This is a genomic window from Nostoc sp. C057 (assembly GCF_013393925.1).
In the GTDB taxonomy this organism is placed as follows: domain Bacteria; phylum Cyanobacteriota; class Cyanobacteriia; order Cyanobacteriales; family Nostocaceae; genus Nostoc; species Nostoc muscorum_A.
The window spans coordinates 6,974,237-6,993,396 of the sequence record NZ_CP040281.1; the positions used below are offsets into that span (position 1 = coordinate 6,974,237).

Annotated in this window: 16 protein-coding genes; 6 read left to right on the top strand and 10 right to left on the bottom strand. The window is 42.5% G+C overall.

Annotated features, from left to right (window positions below):
• Positions 1–17 precede the first annotated feature (17 nt).
• The 7 genes from FD724_RS29605 to FD724_RS29635 all read right to left on the bottom strand — a co-directional run bounded on the left by FD724_RS29605 (position 18) and on the right by FD724_RS29635 (position 9,561).
• On the bottom strand, positions 18–1,388 hold the full coding sequence (locus FD724_RS29605) for a PrsW family glutamic-type intramembrane protease (RefSeq protein ID WP_179075081.1): 1,371 nt from the start codon (positions 1,386–1,388) through the stop codon (positions 18–20).
• Positions 1,389–2,177: 789 nt separating this feature from the next.
• The gene (locus tag FD724_RS29610) at positions 2,178–2,630 is read right to left on the bottom strand and encodes a nitrate reductase associated protein (RefSeq protein ID WP_179075082.1); all 453 of its coding nucleotides are present in this window, start codon (positions 2,628–2,630) and stop codon (positions 2,178–2,180) included.
• 251 nt (positions 2,631–2,881) lie between these two features.
• Positions 2,882–3,340, bottom strand: coding sequence for a phosphate-starvation-inducible PsiE family protein (locus FD724_RS29615; protein ID WP_114081059.1), 459 nt, complete (start codon positions 3,338–3,340; stop codon positions 2,882–2,884).
• A gap of 285 nt (positions 3,341–3,625) precedes the next feature.
• Positions 3,626–5,911, bottom strand: a complete 2,286-nt coding sequence (locus FD724_RS29620) for a molybdopterin oxidoreductase family protein (RefSeq protein WP_179075083.1) — start codon at positions 5,909–5,911, stop codon at positions 3,626–3,628.
• A 230-nt stretch (positions 5,912–6,141) separates the two neighbouring features.
• Positions 6,142–7,644 (bottom strand): NarK family nitrate/nitrite MFS transporter, encoded by a 1,503-nt coding sequence (locus tag FD724_RS29625; protein ID WP_179075084.1) that lies wholly within the window; start codon positions 7,642–7,644, stop codon positions 6,142–6,144.
• A 23-nt stretch (positions 7,645–7,667) separates the two neighbouring features.
• Positions 7,668–7,952, bottom strand: a complete 285-nt coding sequence (locus FD724_RS29630) for a hypothetical protein (protein WP_256874395.1) — start codon at positions 7,950–7,952, stop codon at positions 7,668–7,670.
• A 19-nt stretch (positions 7,953–7,971) separates the two neighbouring features.
• A complete protein-coding gene (locus FD724_RS29635) occupies positions 7,972–9,561 on the bottom strand; it encodes a ferredoxin--nitrite reductase (protein WP_179075085.1) in 1,590 nt (529 codons plus the stop codon).
• Between the two features lie 465 nt (positions 9,562–10,026).
• Between FD724_RS29635 and FD724_RS29640 the strand changes: the two genes are divergently transcribed.
• The 5 genes from FD724_RS29640 (at position 10,027) to FD724_RS29660 (ending at position 14,207) form a co-directional block, all read left to right on the top strand.
• A complete protein-coding gene (locus tag FD724_RS29640) occupies positions 10,027–10,437 on the top strand; it encodes a ubiquinol-cytochrome c reductase iron-sulfur subunit (RefSeq protein ID WP_179075086.1) in 411 nt (136 codons plus the stop codon).
• Between the two features lie 17 nt (positions 10,438–10,454).
• The gene (locus FD724_RS29645) at positions 10,455–11,753 is read left to right on the top strand and encodes a HEAT repeat domain-containing protein (RefSeq protein ID WP_179075087.1); all 1,299 of its coding nucleotides are present in this window, start codon (positions 10,455–10,457) and stop codon (positions 11,751–11,753) included.
• Between the two features lie 87 nt (positions 11,754–11,840).
• The gene (locus FD724_RS29650) at positions 11,841–12,005 is read left to right on the top strand and encodes a type II toxin-antitoxin system HicB family antitoxin (protein ID WP_179075088.1); all 165 of its coding nucleotides are present in this window, start codon (positions 11,841–11,843) and stop codon (positions 12,003–12,005) included.
• Between the two features lie 95 nt (positions 12,006–12,100).
• A complete protein-coding gene (locus tag FD724_RS29655) occupies positions 12,101–13,048 on the top strand; it encodes a LysR family transcriptional regulator (RefSeq protein WP_012408241.1) in 948 nt (315 codons plus the stop codon).
• A gap of 85 nt (positions 13,049–13,133) precedes the next feature.
• Positions 13,134–14,207, top strand: coding sequence for an anthranilate phosphoribosyltransferase family protein (locus tag FD724_RS29660; protein ID WP_179075089.1), 1,074 nt, complete (start codon positions 13,134–13,136; stop codon positions 14,205–14,207).
• Between the two features lie 18 nt (positions 14,208–14,225).
• On the opposite strand, the gene FD724_RS29665 is transcribed toward FD724_RS29660, so the two are convergent.
• Entirely contained in the window at positions 14,226–15,644 is a 1,419-nt protein-coding gene (locus tag FD724_RS29665; RefSeq protein ID WP_179075090.1) for an LCP family protein, read from the bottom strand.
• Between the two features lie 286 nt (positions 15,645–15,930).
• On the bottom strand, positions 15,931–16,416 hold the full coding sequence (locus tag FD724_RS29670) for a hypothetical protein (RefSeq protein ID WP_256874396.1): 486 nt from the start codon (positions 16,414–16,416) through the stop codon (positions 15,931–15,933).
• Positions 16,417–16,525: 109 nt separating this feature from the next.
• Here FD724_RS29670 and FD724_RS29675 point away from each other — a divergent pair, with 109 nt between their 5' ends.
• On the top strand, positions 16,526–17,692 hold the full coding sequence (locus FD724_RS29675) for an AI-2E family transporter (RefSeq protein ID WP_179075091.1): 1,167 nt from the start codon (positions 16,526–16,528) through the stop codon (positions 17,690–17,692).
• Positions 17,693–17,716: 24 nt separating this feature from the next.
• Here the strand turns inward: FD724_RS29675 and FD724_RS29680 are convergent, their stop codons facing one another.
• Positions 17,717–19,048, bottom strand: coding sequence for a serpin family protein (locus FD724_RS29680; RefSeq protein WP_179075092.1), 1,332 nt, complete (start codon positions 19,046–19,048; stop codon positions 17,717–17,719).
• Positions 19,049–19,160 lie beyond the last annotated feature (112 nt).

Consider the following 19,160-nt stretch of genomic DNA (forward strand, 5'->3'; position numbering starts at 1 on the left):
TCCAGCTTCTTCATCTCTTATTTTGGGCCTAGAAATCGGGTAGCGAAATTTTGCGATCGCGTAGGTGATAGCGCCCGTGCCTTGAGAATTGCCGCCATCAAAAAGGCGTAAGATAACACCCCAACAACTACCAACAGCAAGGCATTAATAGATCCTGTCGCATTCCACAGAGCATGGAGCGCAGCAGCACTAAGATAACCAATAGAAAGAATTTGCCAACTTCTACTGGGCTTGAGAACAGCCAACCCGATAAAATAGCCCAGGTAGCCACTATAAGCCATGTGTCCTGCTACAGAGCCTAAAATTCTCGGAATTAGCAGTTGTAAACCCGCTAGTTGACCAGCAGCGCCTATGCCTACTTGTTGTGCAATATCGGGCACATATTGTCCAAGAGTTTCCAATAGAGTGAAACCCACAGCAGAAGCCGTTCCCAGGAGAATCCCATCTAGGGGTTCCCAAACGCCAATCTTTTCCCGCCAAGGTGAAGATAACATTCTACCGATGGCAAATGCCCCTAACACAGGTAATGCCTTAAGTAATTCCTCCATCAACCCAGCACCAAAAAACATCCGTACCAGTAACTCTGTGAAGGTGGTCGATTCTTGGGGTGAGGGCAAGTTTCCCGGAAGAATACCGCGAAACACGAAAATAAATACATCCAATAGTGGACTGAGTAAAATCAACGTTGTACTCAATGCCGCAGCCATTAGCACCCACCAAGGCTTTTGTTTACCGCAAAGTTGGTAAACAAAATAGTAGGCAGCGAAGGCGATATAAGTTGCAACGATAATTTGATTAGCTTGGGGCTGACCGACTGTAGCAAACATTAATACTACAAAGATTACGGTCAGTATTCCCGGTACGAGGTAAGCTTTCCGAGTTAAATCTTTACCAGTGGAAATAATGGGGAAAAGCTGAGTGAAGCTAACAGAATCTGGCTGCTTTAATTGCGTGTGGCCGTGGTAATTTGTTGCCGAAGGTAATGGTGTAACTTGGTTAACTGTTGTGGCCGGAGCTTGATAAGTATATTCGTACTCAAAAACGTATTGCGGGCCATCAGCACCTAGAGAAATGCGATCGCCTGGGTGCAATTCCTGACATTCATACAAGCGTTGTCCATTCAAATAAGTACCATTAGCACTATTTAAATCACAAAGCACCCAGCTGAATTTGCTATCTGGCGATAAAGAGAGGGGACGAACCACCGCATGACGACGAGATACCATCCGGTACATCATGGCATCCAAGACAACTTGGCAGCTGGGGTCGCGTCCAATTACCATCTCTTTGCTGGGGGGCAGGGAGTAGCGAGATTCTGATCCAGAAGCTGCCCCATTACCAGACACTAGCCGCAGAAATGCATTATGTCTTGCGTTTTTGCCTGTCATCGAGTTAGTGTGCGTTTCTAAACTAATTCTTCTTCATATAATTTGGCAGCAGGACTAACCTTAGCCACATTAACAGCAGCATTGCTAAATCCACTATAGCTTCACTTACTGCTAAGAAATTTAAAATTCTAGAAGGGAAATTTCAAATTGTTTCACCTAATGTTAATAAGTATTCCATGTACTGAGAGTTTGTCCTAAATAAGCTTGTCATGGGGATGAATCAGACTATATGATTTGTCTGCTTTTGACATCCTAGCGGTAAATTTCATCCAAAGCAATTTATCCAAAAACAGTAGTTTTTACTGCATTTAGTTTCATTTAGAAAATATATAATTTCTGGTGGTCTGTTGCGAGCTAGTATGCTCTTCTTCCAAAGGGAGACGGCTAGCGCTTTTTCTTCTCTACGAGAGGCTGCGCCCTAAGCGGAGCTATGCCGCAGGCTTTACGGAACGCTTTGCGAACGCAGAGCGTCTTGCAAAGAAGGGAGTTTCCCCATGAGTAACTGGCCTTAGCAAAGCGGTAGCGAGTAATCAAGCGTTTGTAGGAGCGTCACCTGGAAGGTCAGTTGTTTTTGCCACAGTCTATTTGAAGCACGGAGTAGGTAAAGAAACGTATAGAATCAATATTTATCAGTTGTTTATAAAATAAATATTAATTTAGAGTTGAGTCTATTAGGCGTGAGCAGATCCACGAATTTTTGACACATTACAGCAATAATTCTGCGGTAATGTATCATTTCATGGTGGCAAGTTAACAAAGTGTAATGCACCGAACACATCTGTTCTTTAATTAAAGCAGATTAAATTCTGCGATCGCTATGGGAAAGTTTTTGCTTTCATGTCCTGGGCGGCTGAGTTTAATTAAGGCAAAACGCTGTAAGGGCGTTAAAGCTTCCCAATGTTGCTGTGTCAGGTTTACACCTATTTCTTGAGCTTTTTCCTGGAGGCTAGTTGGTACAGTGCTAGAGTCTAGCCATGCAGGATGTAGCTCAATGGGTAATTCTGTAGCTGGTATACCTGTGCGTTGTAAAATTAATTGTTCGATATGTTCGCGGTAAGACTGAATTTCCGTTTCTGTTGTGCAAGGTAAATCGACTAAAGCTTGACGCTCAGCTGTAGTCATTTGATTCCAATCAGACAATTTTAGCTTAATGCCACAAGTATCTAAATTGCAGCGCACCTGCATGGGGATACAACGCAGCGAATCAACAAAGTCTGCTTCAAATTGAAAAAAATATGTCATAGTCTATTATTCAAAATTCGATTATTTAAAATTAACGATTTTAAACCATCGATAATTTTTTAGATTTTCAGTTACAAAAATTGGTAATTAAAAATAAGACTTAAGTAGTGATCACACACTAATAATTTATCCAAAATGGAGTTTTGGTTGTTCTTAATTATCCAGTATACTCTATTATTTTTGGGTAGATTTAGACAAAACTATATCTCCCTAAATATTATACCCAAAAACATCTTAATCAAGCTCTATTGTTAACGAGTATTTCTGTCATTACTGAGACGAATTATTAAGTAACTAATTGAGAGGGCGAGAATAGCAATTCCTAAACCAATTATATCAATACCTGAAACTTTTTCTAAATCAAGAATGATAATTTTTCTGGCAACAGCAATTAAAGAAGTCACAATAACTAATTCAACTTGAAAAACGTGTTTTCGCAAATAAGCTGTGATATTTTCTAAGATTTCTAAAGCGATTAGAATATTCAAAAATAACCCGAAAATCTTATACAAGGTTGTGTTAAACTTAGCGTAAGGAGCTGTTAATAACTCTTTAAAAATAAAAGCTGCTAAGTCTCCGATCGCAACCAAAATTACAACTACCATAAAAATAGATAGAACTTTAGAAACTAGCACCTCTATATTTTCAATGATGTGCATGAAGTTCTCATCTTTGGTAGCTCCGAGAATTCGCCTCATTAACTTTTTCATTTGTTGCACCTGATTTTTAAATAAAAGAAAATCCCATAGATAAATCTAGAGGATTAAAAAAAGATGATTTGTAAGTTTACTATCTGATTTTTATTCTTTCCCATAGCTTAACTTGGCGCTAGTCAAACCTCTGCTTACTAGCAATTTAGCCTCTTTATATATGGTAATTGCTATGAGTCAAGAGTAGAGAGCCATAAAAAATGATAATAACTATTGGTTATTTATTATTGACTAAATTACTTATTAGTGATTGTTAATTACCTCTTGAGAGATACACTTTGCAGCTTACCATTGTGATGACTGGAATTGATAATCTTTGACTGCAACTTCTACAGAAATTGGAATCAGCTGCACAGCACAGGCTTTTAATTCTGGTTGCAGCGAATCGGGGCAAGATTCTGGATGGGTGAGGGCGTTAGCTTCGGCATTATCAGCCCACAGTGAACCCCAGTGCATGGGGACAAAAACTGTACCAGGTGCGATCGCTTTTGTAACTTTAGCAGGAAACTGAGCTTTACCCCGACGCGATCGCACTTGTACACACTGATTATCTAAAATACCTAACTTCGCAGCATCACGGGGATGAATTTCGATAAACGGTTCGGGGTGCATTTTGCAAATTTTTTCAATGCGACCGGTGCGTGTCTGGGTGTGCCAATGTCCGTAAAGTCTCCCATTAGTTAGCACAAAAGGATAATCTGGGTCTGGTGGTTCTGCCAATCCCTTTGAGTAATATGCCCCAAATTGAGCGCGTCCATCAGGGGTATGAAAGCGTAAATCAGTGTAAAGCCGTTTTCCCATTCTGAGCGTATGGTACTTACGCTTCTTCTCAGCTTCTTTGTCAGAAAAAGTTTCTTCTTCTTCTGGCTGAAAACTTAAGAGTCCTGTTTCAGTATCGATAAATACTGACTCTTCTTTCTTGGCTGGGTAAGGCCATTGAGTCGGGCCTTGTGTCAATTGCTCATGACTGATACCCGTCATATCGCAGGGGCGATTTTGAGTTAATTGGACGAATTCAGCATAAACCTCAGCCGAGTTAGCAAAGGCGAACTCTTTTTCAAAACCTAATCTGCGTCCAACTTCGGCAAAAATTTCCCAATCTGCTTTAGCTTCTCTTGGCGGTTGGCGGAATGCTTGACACAAAGTTACCACCCGTTCGGAGTTTGTCATCACACCAGTTTTTTCACCCCACTGGGCTGCTGGTAGCAAAACGTGGGCGTAAGCAGAGGTTTCTGTGGGATAATAAGCATCTTGGTAAATGGTAAAAGGCGATCGCAACAATGCCTTCTTAGTTCGCTCCAAATCTGGCATACTTACAGCTGGATTAGTAGCCGCAATCCACAATAACCCGACAGCATCATTTTCCAAGCCAGTAATCATATCCCAAGCAGTCAAACCGGGATTGGGTGAAATCTGCCCTGGCTTGAGTCCCCAAAACTCCTCAACTTCTGCCCGATGCTGGGGATTTTTCACTACCCGATAACCTGGTAATAAATGCGCCAAACCTCCGGCTTCCCTTCCTCCCATCGCGTTTGGTTGTCCGGTGAGGGAAAAAGGGCCAGCCCCAGGTTTGCCGATTTGTCCAGTCATCAGGTGCAGGTTGATGATAGTTCTTACCTTGGCCGTCCCTTCTGACGATTGATTCACACCCATTGACCACAAAGACAGTACCCGCCGAGATTCACCCCAGTAGCGTGCTGCTGTTTCTAAATCTTCAATACTGATTCCGCATTGACGGGCCACGACTTCCGGGGGATAGTGGCGAATCACCTCAGCATAAGCCGGAAAGTTGCTGGTGCAGTCGTCCATGAACATGGTATCGATGTAATTCCAGCGCATCAATAAGTGGGCGATGCCGTTTAACAAATCGATATCTGTACCGGGACGAATGGCTAAATGCAAGTCGGCGGCTTCGGCGGTTGGTGTACGCCGGGGGTCTACCACAATCATTTTGACCTTGCGGTTCTTTTTGTGATATTTCTCCAGTCGGTTAAAAACGATGGGATGACATTCGGCTGTATTAGTGCCAATTAAAAATGCACAGTCAGTTAACTCTAGGTCTTCGTAGCAACATGGCGGGCCATCTGCGCCAAAGCTTTGAATGTAGCCAGCCACAGCACTAGACATACATAAACGTGAGTTGGCATCAAAATTATTAGTACCCAGACAGCCTTTCATGAGCTTCTGGGCTATGTAGTAGTCTTCGGTTTGAAACTGACCCGAACCATACATACATAATGCTTCTGGCCCTTGAGTGAAGCGGACTGTTTGAATACGCTGCGTGATAAGACTAAAAGCTTCATCCCAACTAACGCGCCGAAACTCTTGATCTAAAGAGTCTCGCACCATTGGGTAATGTAATCTATTTTTATCTAAAGATTCTGCGATCGTTGCGCCTTTGACACAAACCATTCCTTGGCTAGATGGATGGGCTTTATCGCCGCGTACTCGCCAAGTGGGATTTCCTTGACCATCTCGATTAGTTGCTTTGCCAAGTTGGGCTGGAGGTGAAACTTCTAGTCCACAGCCAACACCACAGTAAGGACAAAGAGTTTTGGTAAATTCACTCATGGCAGTTGTACCATTTTGTTATTTGAATTGTGCAACCTCAGATTTAGCGACTGTTTGAGATATTTGTGTGTTATGCAAAAAGCTTTTCTTTTTATCGAACCGCAGAGACGCAGAGAGCGCAGAGAAAAGAAAAAGAGATTTTCATGAATTAGGATTGCTATAGAAGGATGAAGTGTAAAGTTCCCTAGTTCAGATTTGATAGTGAATTTTCTACTTCATCCTTCATCTGTTTATTCTTCAGTTAAGAAGATAGGGTTTTTCGTTGCGGTTTCTGGTAATTCACCTTCATAAGCGGCGGCAAAGGAACCTTTTGGTTCTTTGAGGAAGAAGGCACACATAAAAGCACAGATTAGTGCAGCTATACCCATTGTGCTAAATAGTGTGGGAGCGTCGGTTAAGCTAAAAATTGTTAGGTAAACCACACCACCAAAATTACCGTAAGCTCCCACATTACCGGCAATTTGTCCAGTGGCTTCCTTCTTAATCATCGGTACGATGCTGTAGGTTGCACCACAACCAGCTTGAGCAAAGTAAGCGGCAAACATTGTAACTGCGATCGCTACCGGAATCGGCCAGCTACTATTAATAAAATGTGCCATCAAATAACTAACACCGATACCAACGCTGATAATTGTCATTGTCCATTTACGTGAGTTAAATTTATCAGAAATTAAGCCACCACTAGGACGAGAAACCAAGTTTAAGAAGGGATAGGTAGCGGCAATCATCCCAGCGACAACATGCTCTAAACCAAAGGTTTTCTCAAAAAATGCTGGGAGCATAGAAACGGCTGCCAGTTCGCTGCCAAAGTTAGTTATGTAAGTGAATTCGAGTAAAGCTACTTGACCAAATTGAAAGCGTTCAGATGCAGGGTAAGTTTTCTTGCCAGTGAGAAGTTCTCGGTTTACCTGCCAAGCTTTATAACTTTGGTAAGCAAACAATCCTGCTAATACCAACCAAGTCAAATACATTTGACTCAAAGTTAAAAAGTGAATTTTCTTTTGTTCTAAGCGCCAAGCTAATAAACCCAAGGCGAAAATCAAACCAAAGTTCGAGAAAATCAGCGCCCAGAAGCTTTTAATACTCGTCACTTCCAGAGAACCATTCTTTTTAGGTTTATTGTAGACTTTGCCTATGGGCGTATCTTGGACAGTGTTGTAATAAATTACGCCATAGATAGCTGCAATGATACCTGTGAGTGCGATCGCAAATCGCCAGTTAGAAGCGCCACCAGAGAAAAAGCTAGTAGAAATTGCAAGTATCGGTAAGGCAAACTCTGCGCCAAAAGCCCCGAAGTTGCCCCAACCGCCATAAATGCCTTGAGCAATTCCCATTTCCTTCGGCTGGAACCATTCTGCCACCATGCGGATACCGACAACAAATCCAGATCCGACAATTCCCATCAGCAAACGACTGATGACTAGTTGATTAAAATCTTGCGCTAGCGCTGTTGCTAAACAAGGAACAACCGCAAACATCAACAAGATTGAGTAGGTGATTCTAGGGCCAAAACGATCCAGAAGCATCCCAATAATTAGCCGTGCAGGGATTGTAAGGGCAAGGTTACAGATACCCAAAGTTTTGATTTGCTCTGGTGCTAAATGTAGTTCTTTGCCAATAGTTGTAGCGAAGGGGGCAAAGTTAAACCAACAAACAAAAGTGAGAAAGAAAGCAAACCAAGTCTGATGTAAGATGCGGTAGCGATCGCTAAATGAAAATAAGTTTTTAAGCATTCCAATCTTTCTAATTGAATAAACTACGGAGAAGATGAGCCTTTTATCTCGGAGGTTGAGCCTTTTATCTCGGAGGTTGAGCCTTTTATCTCGGAGGTTGAGCCTTTTATCTCGGAGGTTGAGTCTTTTATCTCGGAGGTTGAGTCTTTTATCTCGGAGGTTGAGTCTTTTATCTTGAAGGTTGAGCCTTTTATCTCGGAGGTTGCACCTTTTATCTCGGAGGTTGCACCTTTTATCTCGGAGGTTGCACCTTTTAACTCGGAAGTTGCACCTTTAAGGTTGAAGTATGAATTTTGCCCAATGCTCAATGCCCCATACCAATAAGTACTAGCAGTTACTAACTAGTAAGGCTTCTTGCTTGAGTTTTGCCCCAAAGTTTTTGATTAGTAAATCTTGCAATAATGGCTGTAAGTCTTCGCAGGGTATGCCTTTGATAACGCAAGTTCCCAAATGGGCATCTTTGCCGACTTTACCGCCCATATATATATCAACACCTTCCAAGGTTTTGCCATTTTTACGAGTTTTGGTTCCCATCAAGCCGATGTCTGCAACTTGGGGCTGGCCGCAAGAGTTAGGGCAACCTGTCCAGTGAATTCGGACTGGATTGATGAAGGTTAACTCTTCTTCTAAGGCTTTAATCATTGCCAGGGCGCGGTTTTTGGTTTCGATGAGAGCGAAGTTGCAAAATTGTGCGCCTGTGCAAGATACTAGCGATCGCGCCAACAAACCTGGATCAATAGAAAACCTTTCTAGCAACGGTTCTGTTAAAAATGTTGCTAACCGCGAATCAGAAATGTTGGGGATGACGATGTTCTGCTCAACGGTAAAGCGGATCTCACCACTGCCAAAAACTTCCGCTAGACGAGCAATCTCAAACATATCTTCGGCATACAGTCGCCCGACGGGAATATTTAAACCTGCGTAATTTAGCCCCGGTTGTTTTTGTTTATATACTCCGATGTGGTCGCGTTTTTCCCAGTCGATCTCATCTTTTGCGGCTGCGGGTAATAACGATTTACCCAAACGGCTTTCTACTTCTGTCCGAAACTTATCTACACCCCATTCATCAATTAGCCACATCAAGCGGGATTTTTGCCGATTAGCACGCGGGCCATGATCACGAAAGACTTCCAAAACTGCTCTACATACAGCTACCACATCTTCTGGAGCCACCCAAGCATTTAGAGGAATCGCCGCCTCACAACGTTTAGCTGAGAAAAAGCCACCCACAAGGATGTTAAAACCAAATTCTTGCCCTATCCCCTGTCCCCTATCCGCTGTCCCCTCCTTAAATGCTGGAACAAAAGCTAAATCGTTAATTTCAGCGTGAACTGAATTGTCTCTTCCACCTGCGATCGCAATGTTAAATTTCCGTGGTAAGTTGCTAAACTCTGGGTTTCCTTCACCGTTGTTGGTGAGCATATCTTGAATTTGTTGTATCAACTCTCGCGTGTCGTACAACTCATCTGCATCCAAACCCGCCACCGGATCGCCTGTAATATTGCGGATGTTATCCATCCCTGATTGGATAGTGGTTAAACCAACTGCGTGAAATCTATTAAAGATATCTGGTAAATCTTCAATTCTGATTCCCCGTAATTGGATATTCTGTCTGGTGGTAATATCGGCGCACCCATCATCCCCGTAACGCTGCACCACTTGGGCTAAAACACTCATCTGACTGCTGGTGAGAATACCATTAGGCATCCGTAACCGCATCATAAACTTACCTGGGGTAACTGGGCGGAAAAACACGCCTACCCACTTGAGCCGATGATCGCGATCTGTTTCGTCCATTGCTTCCCAGCCCAAGGCGGCAAATTTCTCTATCTCATCCCTGATGGCGAGTCCATCTTTTTGCGCCTTGAATTTCTCGAATTTATTGAGGCTGGTAGTCGTAGTTGTTGTGTCTGTCATGAGGCTGACTCTCGTGAGAATTTGTGCTGCTAATTGCCCTATATAAATCAACCCGTAGTTCCATCAAGTGGTGTATCTACGAGGGTTAGGGAATAAAAATTTAATATTCGATTACGGCTGATTATTGTTACTCAAAAGTATTCCAACGTGAAACTTCAAAACCGTGGTTAGTTAAGGAAAACTTGTCTCCATATACATCTTGGAAATTGTCAAGCAGGTTTAGATAATGTTCATGTAACAATTTCGATACTCATAACTTAAGACGAGATTTCTGTTAAAATCGTATAAATTGTTACGATTTTTTAGTAAAATTGCTGAAAATGGATACGTAATATGCATTTTTTGCATCAATGTCGGCTAATGAGCCACTTAAAGCGCTTGATAAAGAGTGTTTGACATGATCCAAGTGGTTTTGGATTGCCATAAATTAATCCAAAATCCAAAATCCAAAATTGAGTGGCAATTATGAAACGTCGTGATTTTATTAATTGGGTAGGTTTGGGTTTGATAGCGAGTTCTCTACCTGTAGCGATCGCAGCTTGTTCTTCTCAAACACCTTCTGCAACTGGAGATTGGCAAACAGTAGGCACTTCGGCAGAATTAGATAAAACTGGTCAATTGTTGGCTAAAAACTCACCTGCTGGGCCTGTGTTGGTAGTCGGCACATCTAAAGCCGCAATAACAGCTGTCAACCCTACCTGTACTCACGCAGGTTGCACCGTAGCATGGAAAGCTGAGGCAAAAAAATTCGCTTGTCCCTGTCATGGCTCAGAATATGGGGTTGATGGTAAGGTGCTAAAAGGGCCAGCGACAGAAGCGCTTAAAACTTACGCCGCCAAAATTGAAGGTAATTCAGTTGTAGTCAAGCCAACTTAAACAATATAATTCAGGGTATGGTGAGTAATATCAACCAGCTTTTGGTGCAAGCCCAGACAGCATATAATGCAGCTGATTGGTCATCACTGATTCAATATTTACAACAATTAATTTTAGGGTCAGACTCACAACATCCAGAGGTAGTTAAAAATCGAGAATATCTGCTGACATTAGCAATTTCAATGTTAGAGATGGGAGATTTTCAACAACGCTGGGAAATCACCAAAGTTTTGACTCACTTGGGAAATATTGCTATCCCACCACTCATTGACATCTTAGAAGATGAAGATGCAGAGGAAGAATTACGCTGGTATGCAGCGCGAACCTTGGGCGAATTTCAGCACCCAGAAGCGATCGCACCCTTAGTTGAATTGTTGAAAACTGATGAGGATGAAGAACTCAAAGCGATCGCAGCCACAGCACTAGGACAAATGGGTACTGTTGCTATTACTTCACTAACTGAACTTCTAGCAGATGAAGATACACGACTTTTAGCAGTGCGATCGCTTTCCTGTATTCCCCAAACAGAAACCATTGCACCGCTATTGAGTGTAGTACAAGATCCACAAGCCACAATCCGCACTGCTGCAATTGAAGCCCTCAGCAGTTTTCATGACGAACGTATACCACCAATCTTGTTAAATGCTTTGGATGATATTGCTGCTAAAGTTAGGCGTGCAGCAGTGCTTGGTTTAGGTTTTCGCCCCGATTTGCGCGAAGCATTAGATTTAGTGACGAGACTGCAACCCAAGCTTTACGACTTTAATCTTGATGTTTGTTGTGCAGCCGCAGTTTCCCTTTCTCGGATGGGTGGTAATGACGCTGCAAAACATTTATTTGATTTGTTGATTTCACCTCAGACACCAACAAAGCTGCAATTAGAAACCATCCGCGCTTTAAGTTGGGTGGGTACACCATCTAGTTTGGAATATTTGCAAACAGCATTTAATCAAATCACTTCAGAGACACTTTGGCAAGAAATTGTCACTGTTTTGGGGCGAGTCCAAAAGCCGCAAACTACACAAGCAGCAGAAATATTATTGCAAATATTACGCTCGCAACATCCAGCCATAGAGATTGCTAATGTAAAAAGTGCGATCGCCTTGTCTTTAGGACAGCTAGGCGAAATACAAGCAGTTGAACCATTGATTTCACTGCTAGCTGATTCTAATGTATCGGTGAGACTACACGCGATCGCTGCACTCAAAAATTTGGATGGGGAAGTTGCACATCAAAAATTGCAGCAGTTAGCAAATAACGCTGCACTCACACCAGATTTGCAACAAGGAATAGCGATCGCTTTAGCTGAGTGGTAATTTCGTCAAATTGGAGGTCAGATTCCTCTACTATTAACAAGTGATTGTCCGGCTATGATCTAAAGCATATTGCCACTGACCAACTTTATGAAAACCTTTACTGCAATAATTGAGCGAGATTCTGATACTAATCTCTACGTTGGTTATGTGCCTGGATTTCCCGGAGCGCATTCTCAAGGAGAAACCTTAGATGAGTTACAGGAAAATCTACGCGAAGTGATTGAGATGCTTCTAGAAGATGAAGACATGTAAATTAGATAAAAAATACTGTAACAAACTATACTAAATTGCTGATAAAAAACCGTTAACTTAATGAAACTGATAAATGTAATTCAGGCTACATAAAAATGCGCCTAGAGCAGTTGCAAGCCTTTCTAGCGATCGCACAAACCGGCAGCTTTCAACAAGCAGCGCGAACATCTGGTGTTACCCAATCGACGATTAGCCGCCAAATCCAGGCATTAGAAGCAGATTTGGGTGTTGAACTTTTTCATAGAACTACTCACGCCAAATTAACGCTGGGAGGTGAATGTTTACTACCCCGTGTCCGTAAAATTTGCCAAGAATGGGAGACAGCTACACAAGAATTAGCTGATTTAATCGCCGGAAAGCAACCAGAACTTTGCATTGCCGTGATTCACTCATTATGTGGATCTTACTTACCGCCAGTGTTGCAAAAATTTTGTCATGCATATCCAGATGTACAATTGCGCGTGACTTCATTAGGAAGCGATCGCGCCCTGAAAGTCCTCAAAGATGGATTGGTAGATTTAGCAATTGTGATGAATAATCGCTTTTTAACCACTGCTAGGGAAATGGTGGTAGAAGTACTTTATGATGAACCGATAGAAGTTCTCACCGCAGCTAATCATCCCCTGGCACAATATGAATGTGTCCCTTGGTCGGAGCTAATTCTTTATCCCCAAGTGGTTTTTAAAGATGGTTATGGGATGCAGCGCTTAATACAAGATAGATTTGAGCGAATGGAAGCTACACTCCAGGCGGCTTTAGAGGTAAATACCCTAGATGCTTTTCGGGGAGTGGTGCGCCAAGGAGAATTAATCGCTTTGCTACCTCAATCAGCATTACTGGAAGCACGTCTTGACCCTACTTTAGCGGTTCGTTCCTTAGAGAACAATAATATTAGTGGTTTAACAGATGGTTCAAGTTTGACTCGGCGGGTAGTTATGGTGACAACTCAAGACCGACTACAAATTCCCCCCATTAAGTACTTTTGGCAACTCGTGCGGGAAAATATCCCATTACAAATTGACCAGCAGCGATCGGCTTCTTGAGTGTCATTAGTTATTAGTCATTGGTCATTAGTCATTTTCAGAAAGGACAATGGACAAATGACAGTAGACAAAGGACAAAGGACAAATGAGCAATGTATTTAGGGAATTACTGAAAAAAGTAGGTAGCGGAAACCACACAGGCGAAAACTTAACTCGCGCCGAAGCAGCCAGCACCACTAAAATGATGCTGCTGGGTGAAGCTACACCAGCCCAAATCGGAGCGTTTTTGATTGCTCATCGAATCAAGCGTCCTACGGGGGAAGAGTTAGCGGGAATGTTGGATGCTTATGATGAATTGGGGCCAAAGCTGCAACCATTCGACTCTGAACGACCAGCGATCGCTCTTGGCATCCCTTATGATGGCAGAACCCGCACAGCACCAATTAGCCCGGTAACAGCTTTAATACTCGCCGCAGTTGGACAACCAGTGATCATGCACGGAGGCGATCGCCTGCCAACAAAGTACGGCTTACCCCTAATAGATATTTGGCAAGGTTTAGGAGTCGATTGGACTAACCTACCACTGGCAAAAACCCAGCAAGTTTTTGAGCAAACGGGAATTGGCTTTATTTATTTACCACAGCATTTTCCCTTAACTACAAGTATTTGGGAATACCGCGACCAACTTGGCAAACGCCCACCCTTAGCGACAATGGAGCTAATTTGGTGTCCTTATGCTGGGAATGCTCATGTCATTGCTGGATTTGTGCATCCGCCAACAGAAGGGATGTTTAAGATAGCTCTGGGGCTGCGGGGTATAACGAAATTTACATTAGTAAAAGGACTGGAAGGTAGTTGCGACTTACCGCGCGATCGCACTGCAATTATCAGCTTATCTCCATCCCTAGCATCCCAAGAGGTAGAAAGATTGCACCTCGTACCGCGTGATTACGGGTTTACTACCAAGAACGTATCCCTTGGAACTACTGAAGAATTGGTGGCAGATATTCAGGATGTTTTAGCAGGTAAACCAGGCGAACTAATGCAAACAGCCTTGTGGAATGGTGGATTTTACTTATGGCGGAGTGGTATTTGTTCAGATATGCCAGAGGGTTTAGCTAAAGCAGAGGAATTATTAACCAATGGTGCAGTAGCAGCTAAACTCCAAGAACTCAGCCAGTCAGTAAATTCCCTTTCAGCAGCATTTATAACAGTGTAATTAATTACAAATTACGAGTTATTTACTCAGCGACTTCTCCAAAATAGATTTTTGTTGTAACCAATCTTGACCTACTTGAATACTGACATCCGAGCCAAGGTTGCCAGTACTTTCCACACGCACTTCGCCAAATCCCAAAGTTTCACGAATTGATTCGGCGCTGTCACCATCTCCTTGCTGGGCGACGATGTGAGTTACCTCTAAAGGTTCACCCCATGCTTTAGCTATATAAATGTTGCGATATCCAGATTTTTCCAAGGCTCTAATTAATGGTTGGAGATTAGAGCGATCGCCACCTGTACTATCTTGAATTGCTACACGTAAAGAACGTGGATCGGTTGCCTGCTGTTCCTGCTCTGATTCCAAGCCAAAATGTTGAGCCATCAGTTTAGCAATACCATTTTTACTGGGCAACCAATAGCTAGCATCAAACTCGCCTTTCTCGCTAAAGCGACCTGGCAACATTAACATTTGCATATTAGAACGATTAGTCCGCACGCCAAAACCCATTAGCGCCACTAACTCTTCAACCGTCAAATTGGTATCGATGTGGTCTTTAACTACATCCAGAACTTTAGGTAATTGAGCAACAGTAGCTGGATTGAGTGTTTGATCCATCAAGGCCCGAATGACCATTTGCTGGCGTTGAATCCGACCAATATCACCGAGTTCGTCATGGCGAAACCGCAGTAATTGCAATGCCTGCTCACCGTTTAAATGCTGCTTACCCGCCTTCAAATTGATGTACAAATGTTGAGAATCATCTTGATACTTCATATTTTTGGGGACATAAACTGTTACGCCACCCAAAGCATCAATTAGCTTGGCAACTCCTAAAACGTTAATTCGGATATAGCGATCAATTCCCGCCCCACCTAAGAGATTACTGACGGTTCTGGCAGTCAAAGCTGGCCCACCTTCAACATTAGCAGAATTAATTTTTTTCACTCCATACCCCTCTATTTCTGTGCGGGTATCTCTGGGAATGGAGAGCATGATTATTTTTTTCGTCTCTGGATCAAATTTGAGTAAGAGCATTACATCCGAAAGACCATCAAAGGAGTTTACCTGGGGCAGGTATTTGAGGTTTTTGGTGTCTTGGGGAGGGTTTTGGATATCCGGGGGAAGTACGCTCATCCCCATAACCAAGAGATTCACTGGGCGAGTTAATTGTGAGAATCGCATCACACCTCCAGAAATGCGATCGCCATCAAAGGCTGCCTCCTCCTGTGGACTTAGCTGGGCTTGTTGCAAAGGTGTACTGGTTAAAGACACCGCCAAAAGTGCCCCTGCTGTTGCTGACACCATTGCAATCCCACTCATCCCTACCCAAAACCACAGCCAACGCCCAGATTTCGAGTTCTGAGAAATTTTTTTATTGGACTTTGAGGCTTTTCCCGACTGGTTTTCTTCCGCCGAACTTCTTTGAATGGTCACAGACTTCCTCACACTTACTCAATAATCAAATTTGGTAAATTTGCAGACTAAAAATATCCAAACAAATCAACCCATAATAGCTAACTCTTAATTATCAGTGCTAACTTTTTTAATGTAGTGTCAACCACAACACTTATAGCAGCATTTTTTCTGCTTTTGGGTCAACCTAGAGATGTTTTACTGAAGTATGGCAATAATAAACTGGATTTGACTAGATATATAGAGAAATCAACCATAATTTTTTAGGAAATAGGTAAAACTACTGAAAAATCTCCATCCTAAAAAATTAAGATAAGTACTTACTAAACACTCGTTCTGCTAAAGTACTAAAGCCTGGTAAACGTCCAGATTTGCCCTGCATTAAGCGCAACATCAACCAGACACTCACTATAAAATAACCCGACGTGAGAAAACTATTCAGGATAAATAGACGTAGCGAAAAAAAATCTGAAGTTGTGGCTCCGGTACTTAATAATAAATATCCCAACAGCCAAGTAAGTGCCAAAGTGATAGACAGACGGCTAACAGCAAGTTGTTCCCGGCTGGCCTGTCCCCCATAGAGAGTCCACAAAGATGGAAAAAAGCCGATAATCGGAATCAAATATAAAAGCAACTGGGTTTTGGGGATTGGGCATGGGGCATTGGGGAGGCAGTGCGGTCTTGGGGTTTCCTCAAGTGGAGCAACTGCCGTCATGGGGCATTGGGCATTATTATTCTCCACCTGCTCCCCTGCTCCCCACTCCCTGTTCTCTTTTGATTCAAAATTCTCCATTGGGGTTAGTATAACTCCTAAACTAGAAGGATGAATAAGACTCATATAGTTAGAGATAATAAGCTGTAAAGAAAGATTTAACTTAGTTCTATCCCGCAATTAGCTCAAAATGCAGACACGCAAGCTACTCGACTGGTGGCAAACATTCACACCAATAGCGCGAATCGGGGCGATCGCGTTATTCGTTCCACTGCTAGTTCTAAATGGTTGGGCACTTTCGGTATTTTTCAATTATTTCCATTCTCTCATAGTCATTTTAGTCGGAGCCTCAGTCTTAGCATTTCTGCTCAACTACCCCGTGAGTTGGATGGAACATCATGGTGCTAAACGAGAGCAAGTTGCTATCCTAGTGTTTCTCTTGGCTTTATCGATTTTATTGGCGTTGGGTGTGACGCTTGTTCCGTTAGCCCTTACCCAAGCTCAACAACTGGTGGCTCGGTTGCCAGAGTTGATCGACTCTGGACGCTCTCAGCTAATGATATTAAACGAAAAAGCGGAGACTTTTGGCTTACCGATTAATCTCGATGCTCTGGTAGTACAAATCAACGATCGCGTCAAAGGACAATTACAAGCGATCGCTGGGCAAGTTTTAAATCTGGCGGTAGTTACAGTCACTAGTCTGCTAGATATCCTCTTGACGATGGTTTTGACTTTCTACCTTTTACAGCATGGGAGTGAACTCTGGGAAAGTTTAGTAGAATGGCTACCCTCTAAATTTCGCGCTCCTTTCTCTCAAACAGTCCGCCTAAGCTTTCAAAATTTCTTCATCACCCAGTTGATTTTATCTACCTGTATGGCCTCAGCCCTCATTCCTACCTTTTTGTGGCTGAAAGTACCATTTGGACTGCTATTTGGGCTAACTATTGGTCTAATGGCTCTCGTCCCCTTTGGTGGTTCTGTGGGCATTGCTCTGACTACACTATTGGTAGCACTGCAAGATTTCTCAATGGGTGTGAGAGTTTTGATAGCAGCAGTAATCGTACAGCAAATTCTCGAAAACTTAATTGCCCCCCGAATTTTAGGCAGTTTTACGGGTTTAAATCCAGTTTGGATTTTAATTTCAGTTTTAACAGGGGCAAGAATTGGCGGACTGTTGGGTGTAATTGTGGCAGTACCCACCGCTGTTGTCATTAAAACCGCTTTAAGTGCCTTGCGTCTTGGTGGCGAGACAAATGATAGCGGCACGGGGGAAGTAACTGCACCCGTTGCAGCAAACGAGTCCTCGAAAGCAACCGCTAACAACACTCTGAGTATTTCTGAAGCGACATTACCTTAAGGAGGCAGGAGGTTTTCTGCCTCCTCATTGTGGCTCAATGATGGAACCCATAAACAAAACGTTTCCCGTCTGATTATCCCTAATAGTGCAGAAGAAGGGACGGTCAACAATCATTCGGAATGGTTCTGGTTCATCTCTCAAAGATGTTGCGACTATTCCCACTGAAGTAGCCGCAGCCGCTTCGGTTCCTTCTTCGTTTACTTCGACAAAAGTTTTATGCTTAACTTGGCTAATGGCAAAATTTTTACCCATGCCAGAAAAATTGGCTTTGTTACTGAAAGCCTCTTCCATGCCTAAACTTTTCAAGGCATCATTGAGTGTAACTTCATAATCTGTTTTGAAGCGAGGTAGACGAATAAACCCTTTTTGTTTGTTGAACTGAGTCATCCATTTTTCCCAGTTTTCAACATTCAAGTTCTGATAAAAGGCTTTGAGGTTAGAGTTCTGTTTGGGTAGAAAGATATAAAAACTGATTTTCCCATCTTTACCGTAAGGTAAACTAACCGCCTGAAATTGTTCGCTTTCATAGTACCTATAGTCACCTTGTTGTGACATCATTGGGTGTTGCTTTCGCTTACCAGATGTAATGTAAAAAGGGTATTGAGCAGTTTGACTTTTGTCAAATTCGTTACTCCAATTACCTTTAAAATATATGGCATTAATCAGAAACAACACTTGATTTGGTTCAATCGTTTCAACTATTTTAGTAATTTTGCCCTTAGTATTTTCTTTTACCCAGTTATTTATAATATTAGATGCGGCGGCATCTTTAAAGTTTAAATTGCTGACCTTAGCTTGATAGAAATCCTGGGTTCTCTTGAGAAAGTCTGGTGCAAAGCTAACATCTTGATTTGCCCAAAGCGAGTTAGCAATACTCAGTTGGACTTTCGCATCTGGATTTTCTAAAAGCTGCTTTAATACCGCCGCGTAAGAAGAGTTGATTTCTGGTAGATTCATTCCCTGTAATTCCAGGGTTTTTGCCATTGCTTGTTGAGTTGAGCCACTAGCGCCGTTGTAGGTCATGGCTAGAGCGATCGCGACACTCGAAGGTGAGATAAAAATATTATTCTCACCTTTATTATCTTTCAGAACTTCTGAAAATAGTTTGAAGCCAAACTTATTGCTAGACTCAACTATTCTTGTATCAGTGTTGACTGTTTTTTTTTGCAATGGAGTTTCTGGCTGAGGTAAACTAGATTGGGCGAGGGCACTTTTGTTACTCTCGACTTGAGAACAACCTAATACACTGAATAGAACAACACTTGCAGCTGCCAAAGCATAACGTCTGCCCAGACTCACACCATAACGTCTTTGCAGAAAATTTTCTTTTGCATCACTAAACTTTTGCCGATTCATTCTGCTACCTCACTTGCCAAAGATTCCCGATCTGTGCTTATGGTTGACGCAGACACTGTGTCAATGATTTACTATTGCATTTGATCCAATAGAAAATAAGACTGTTACAGTT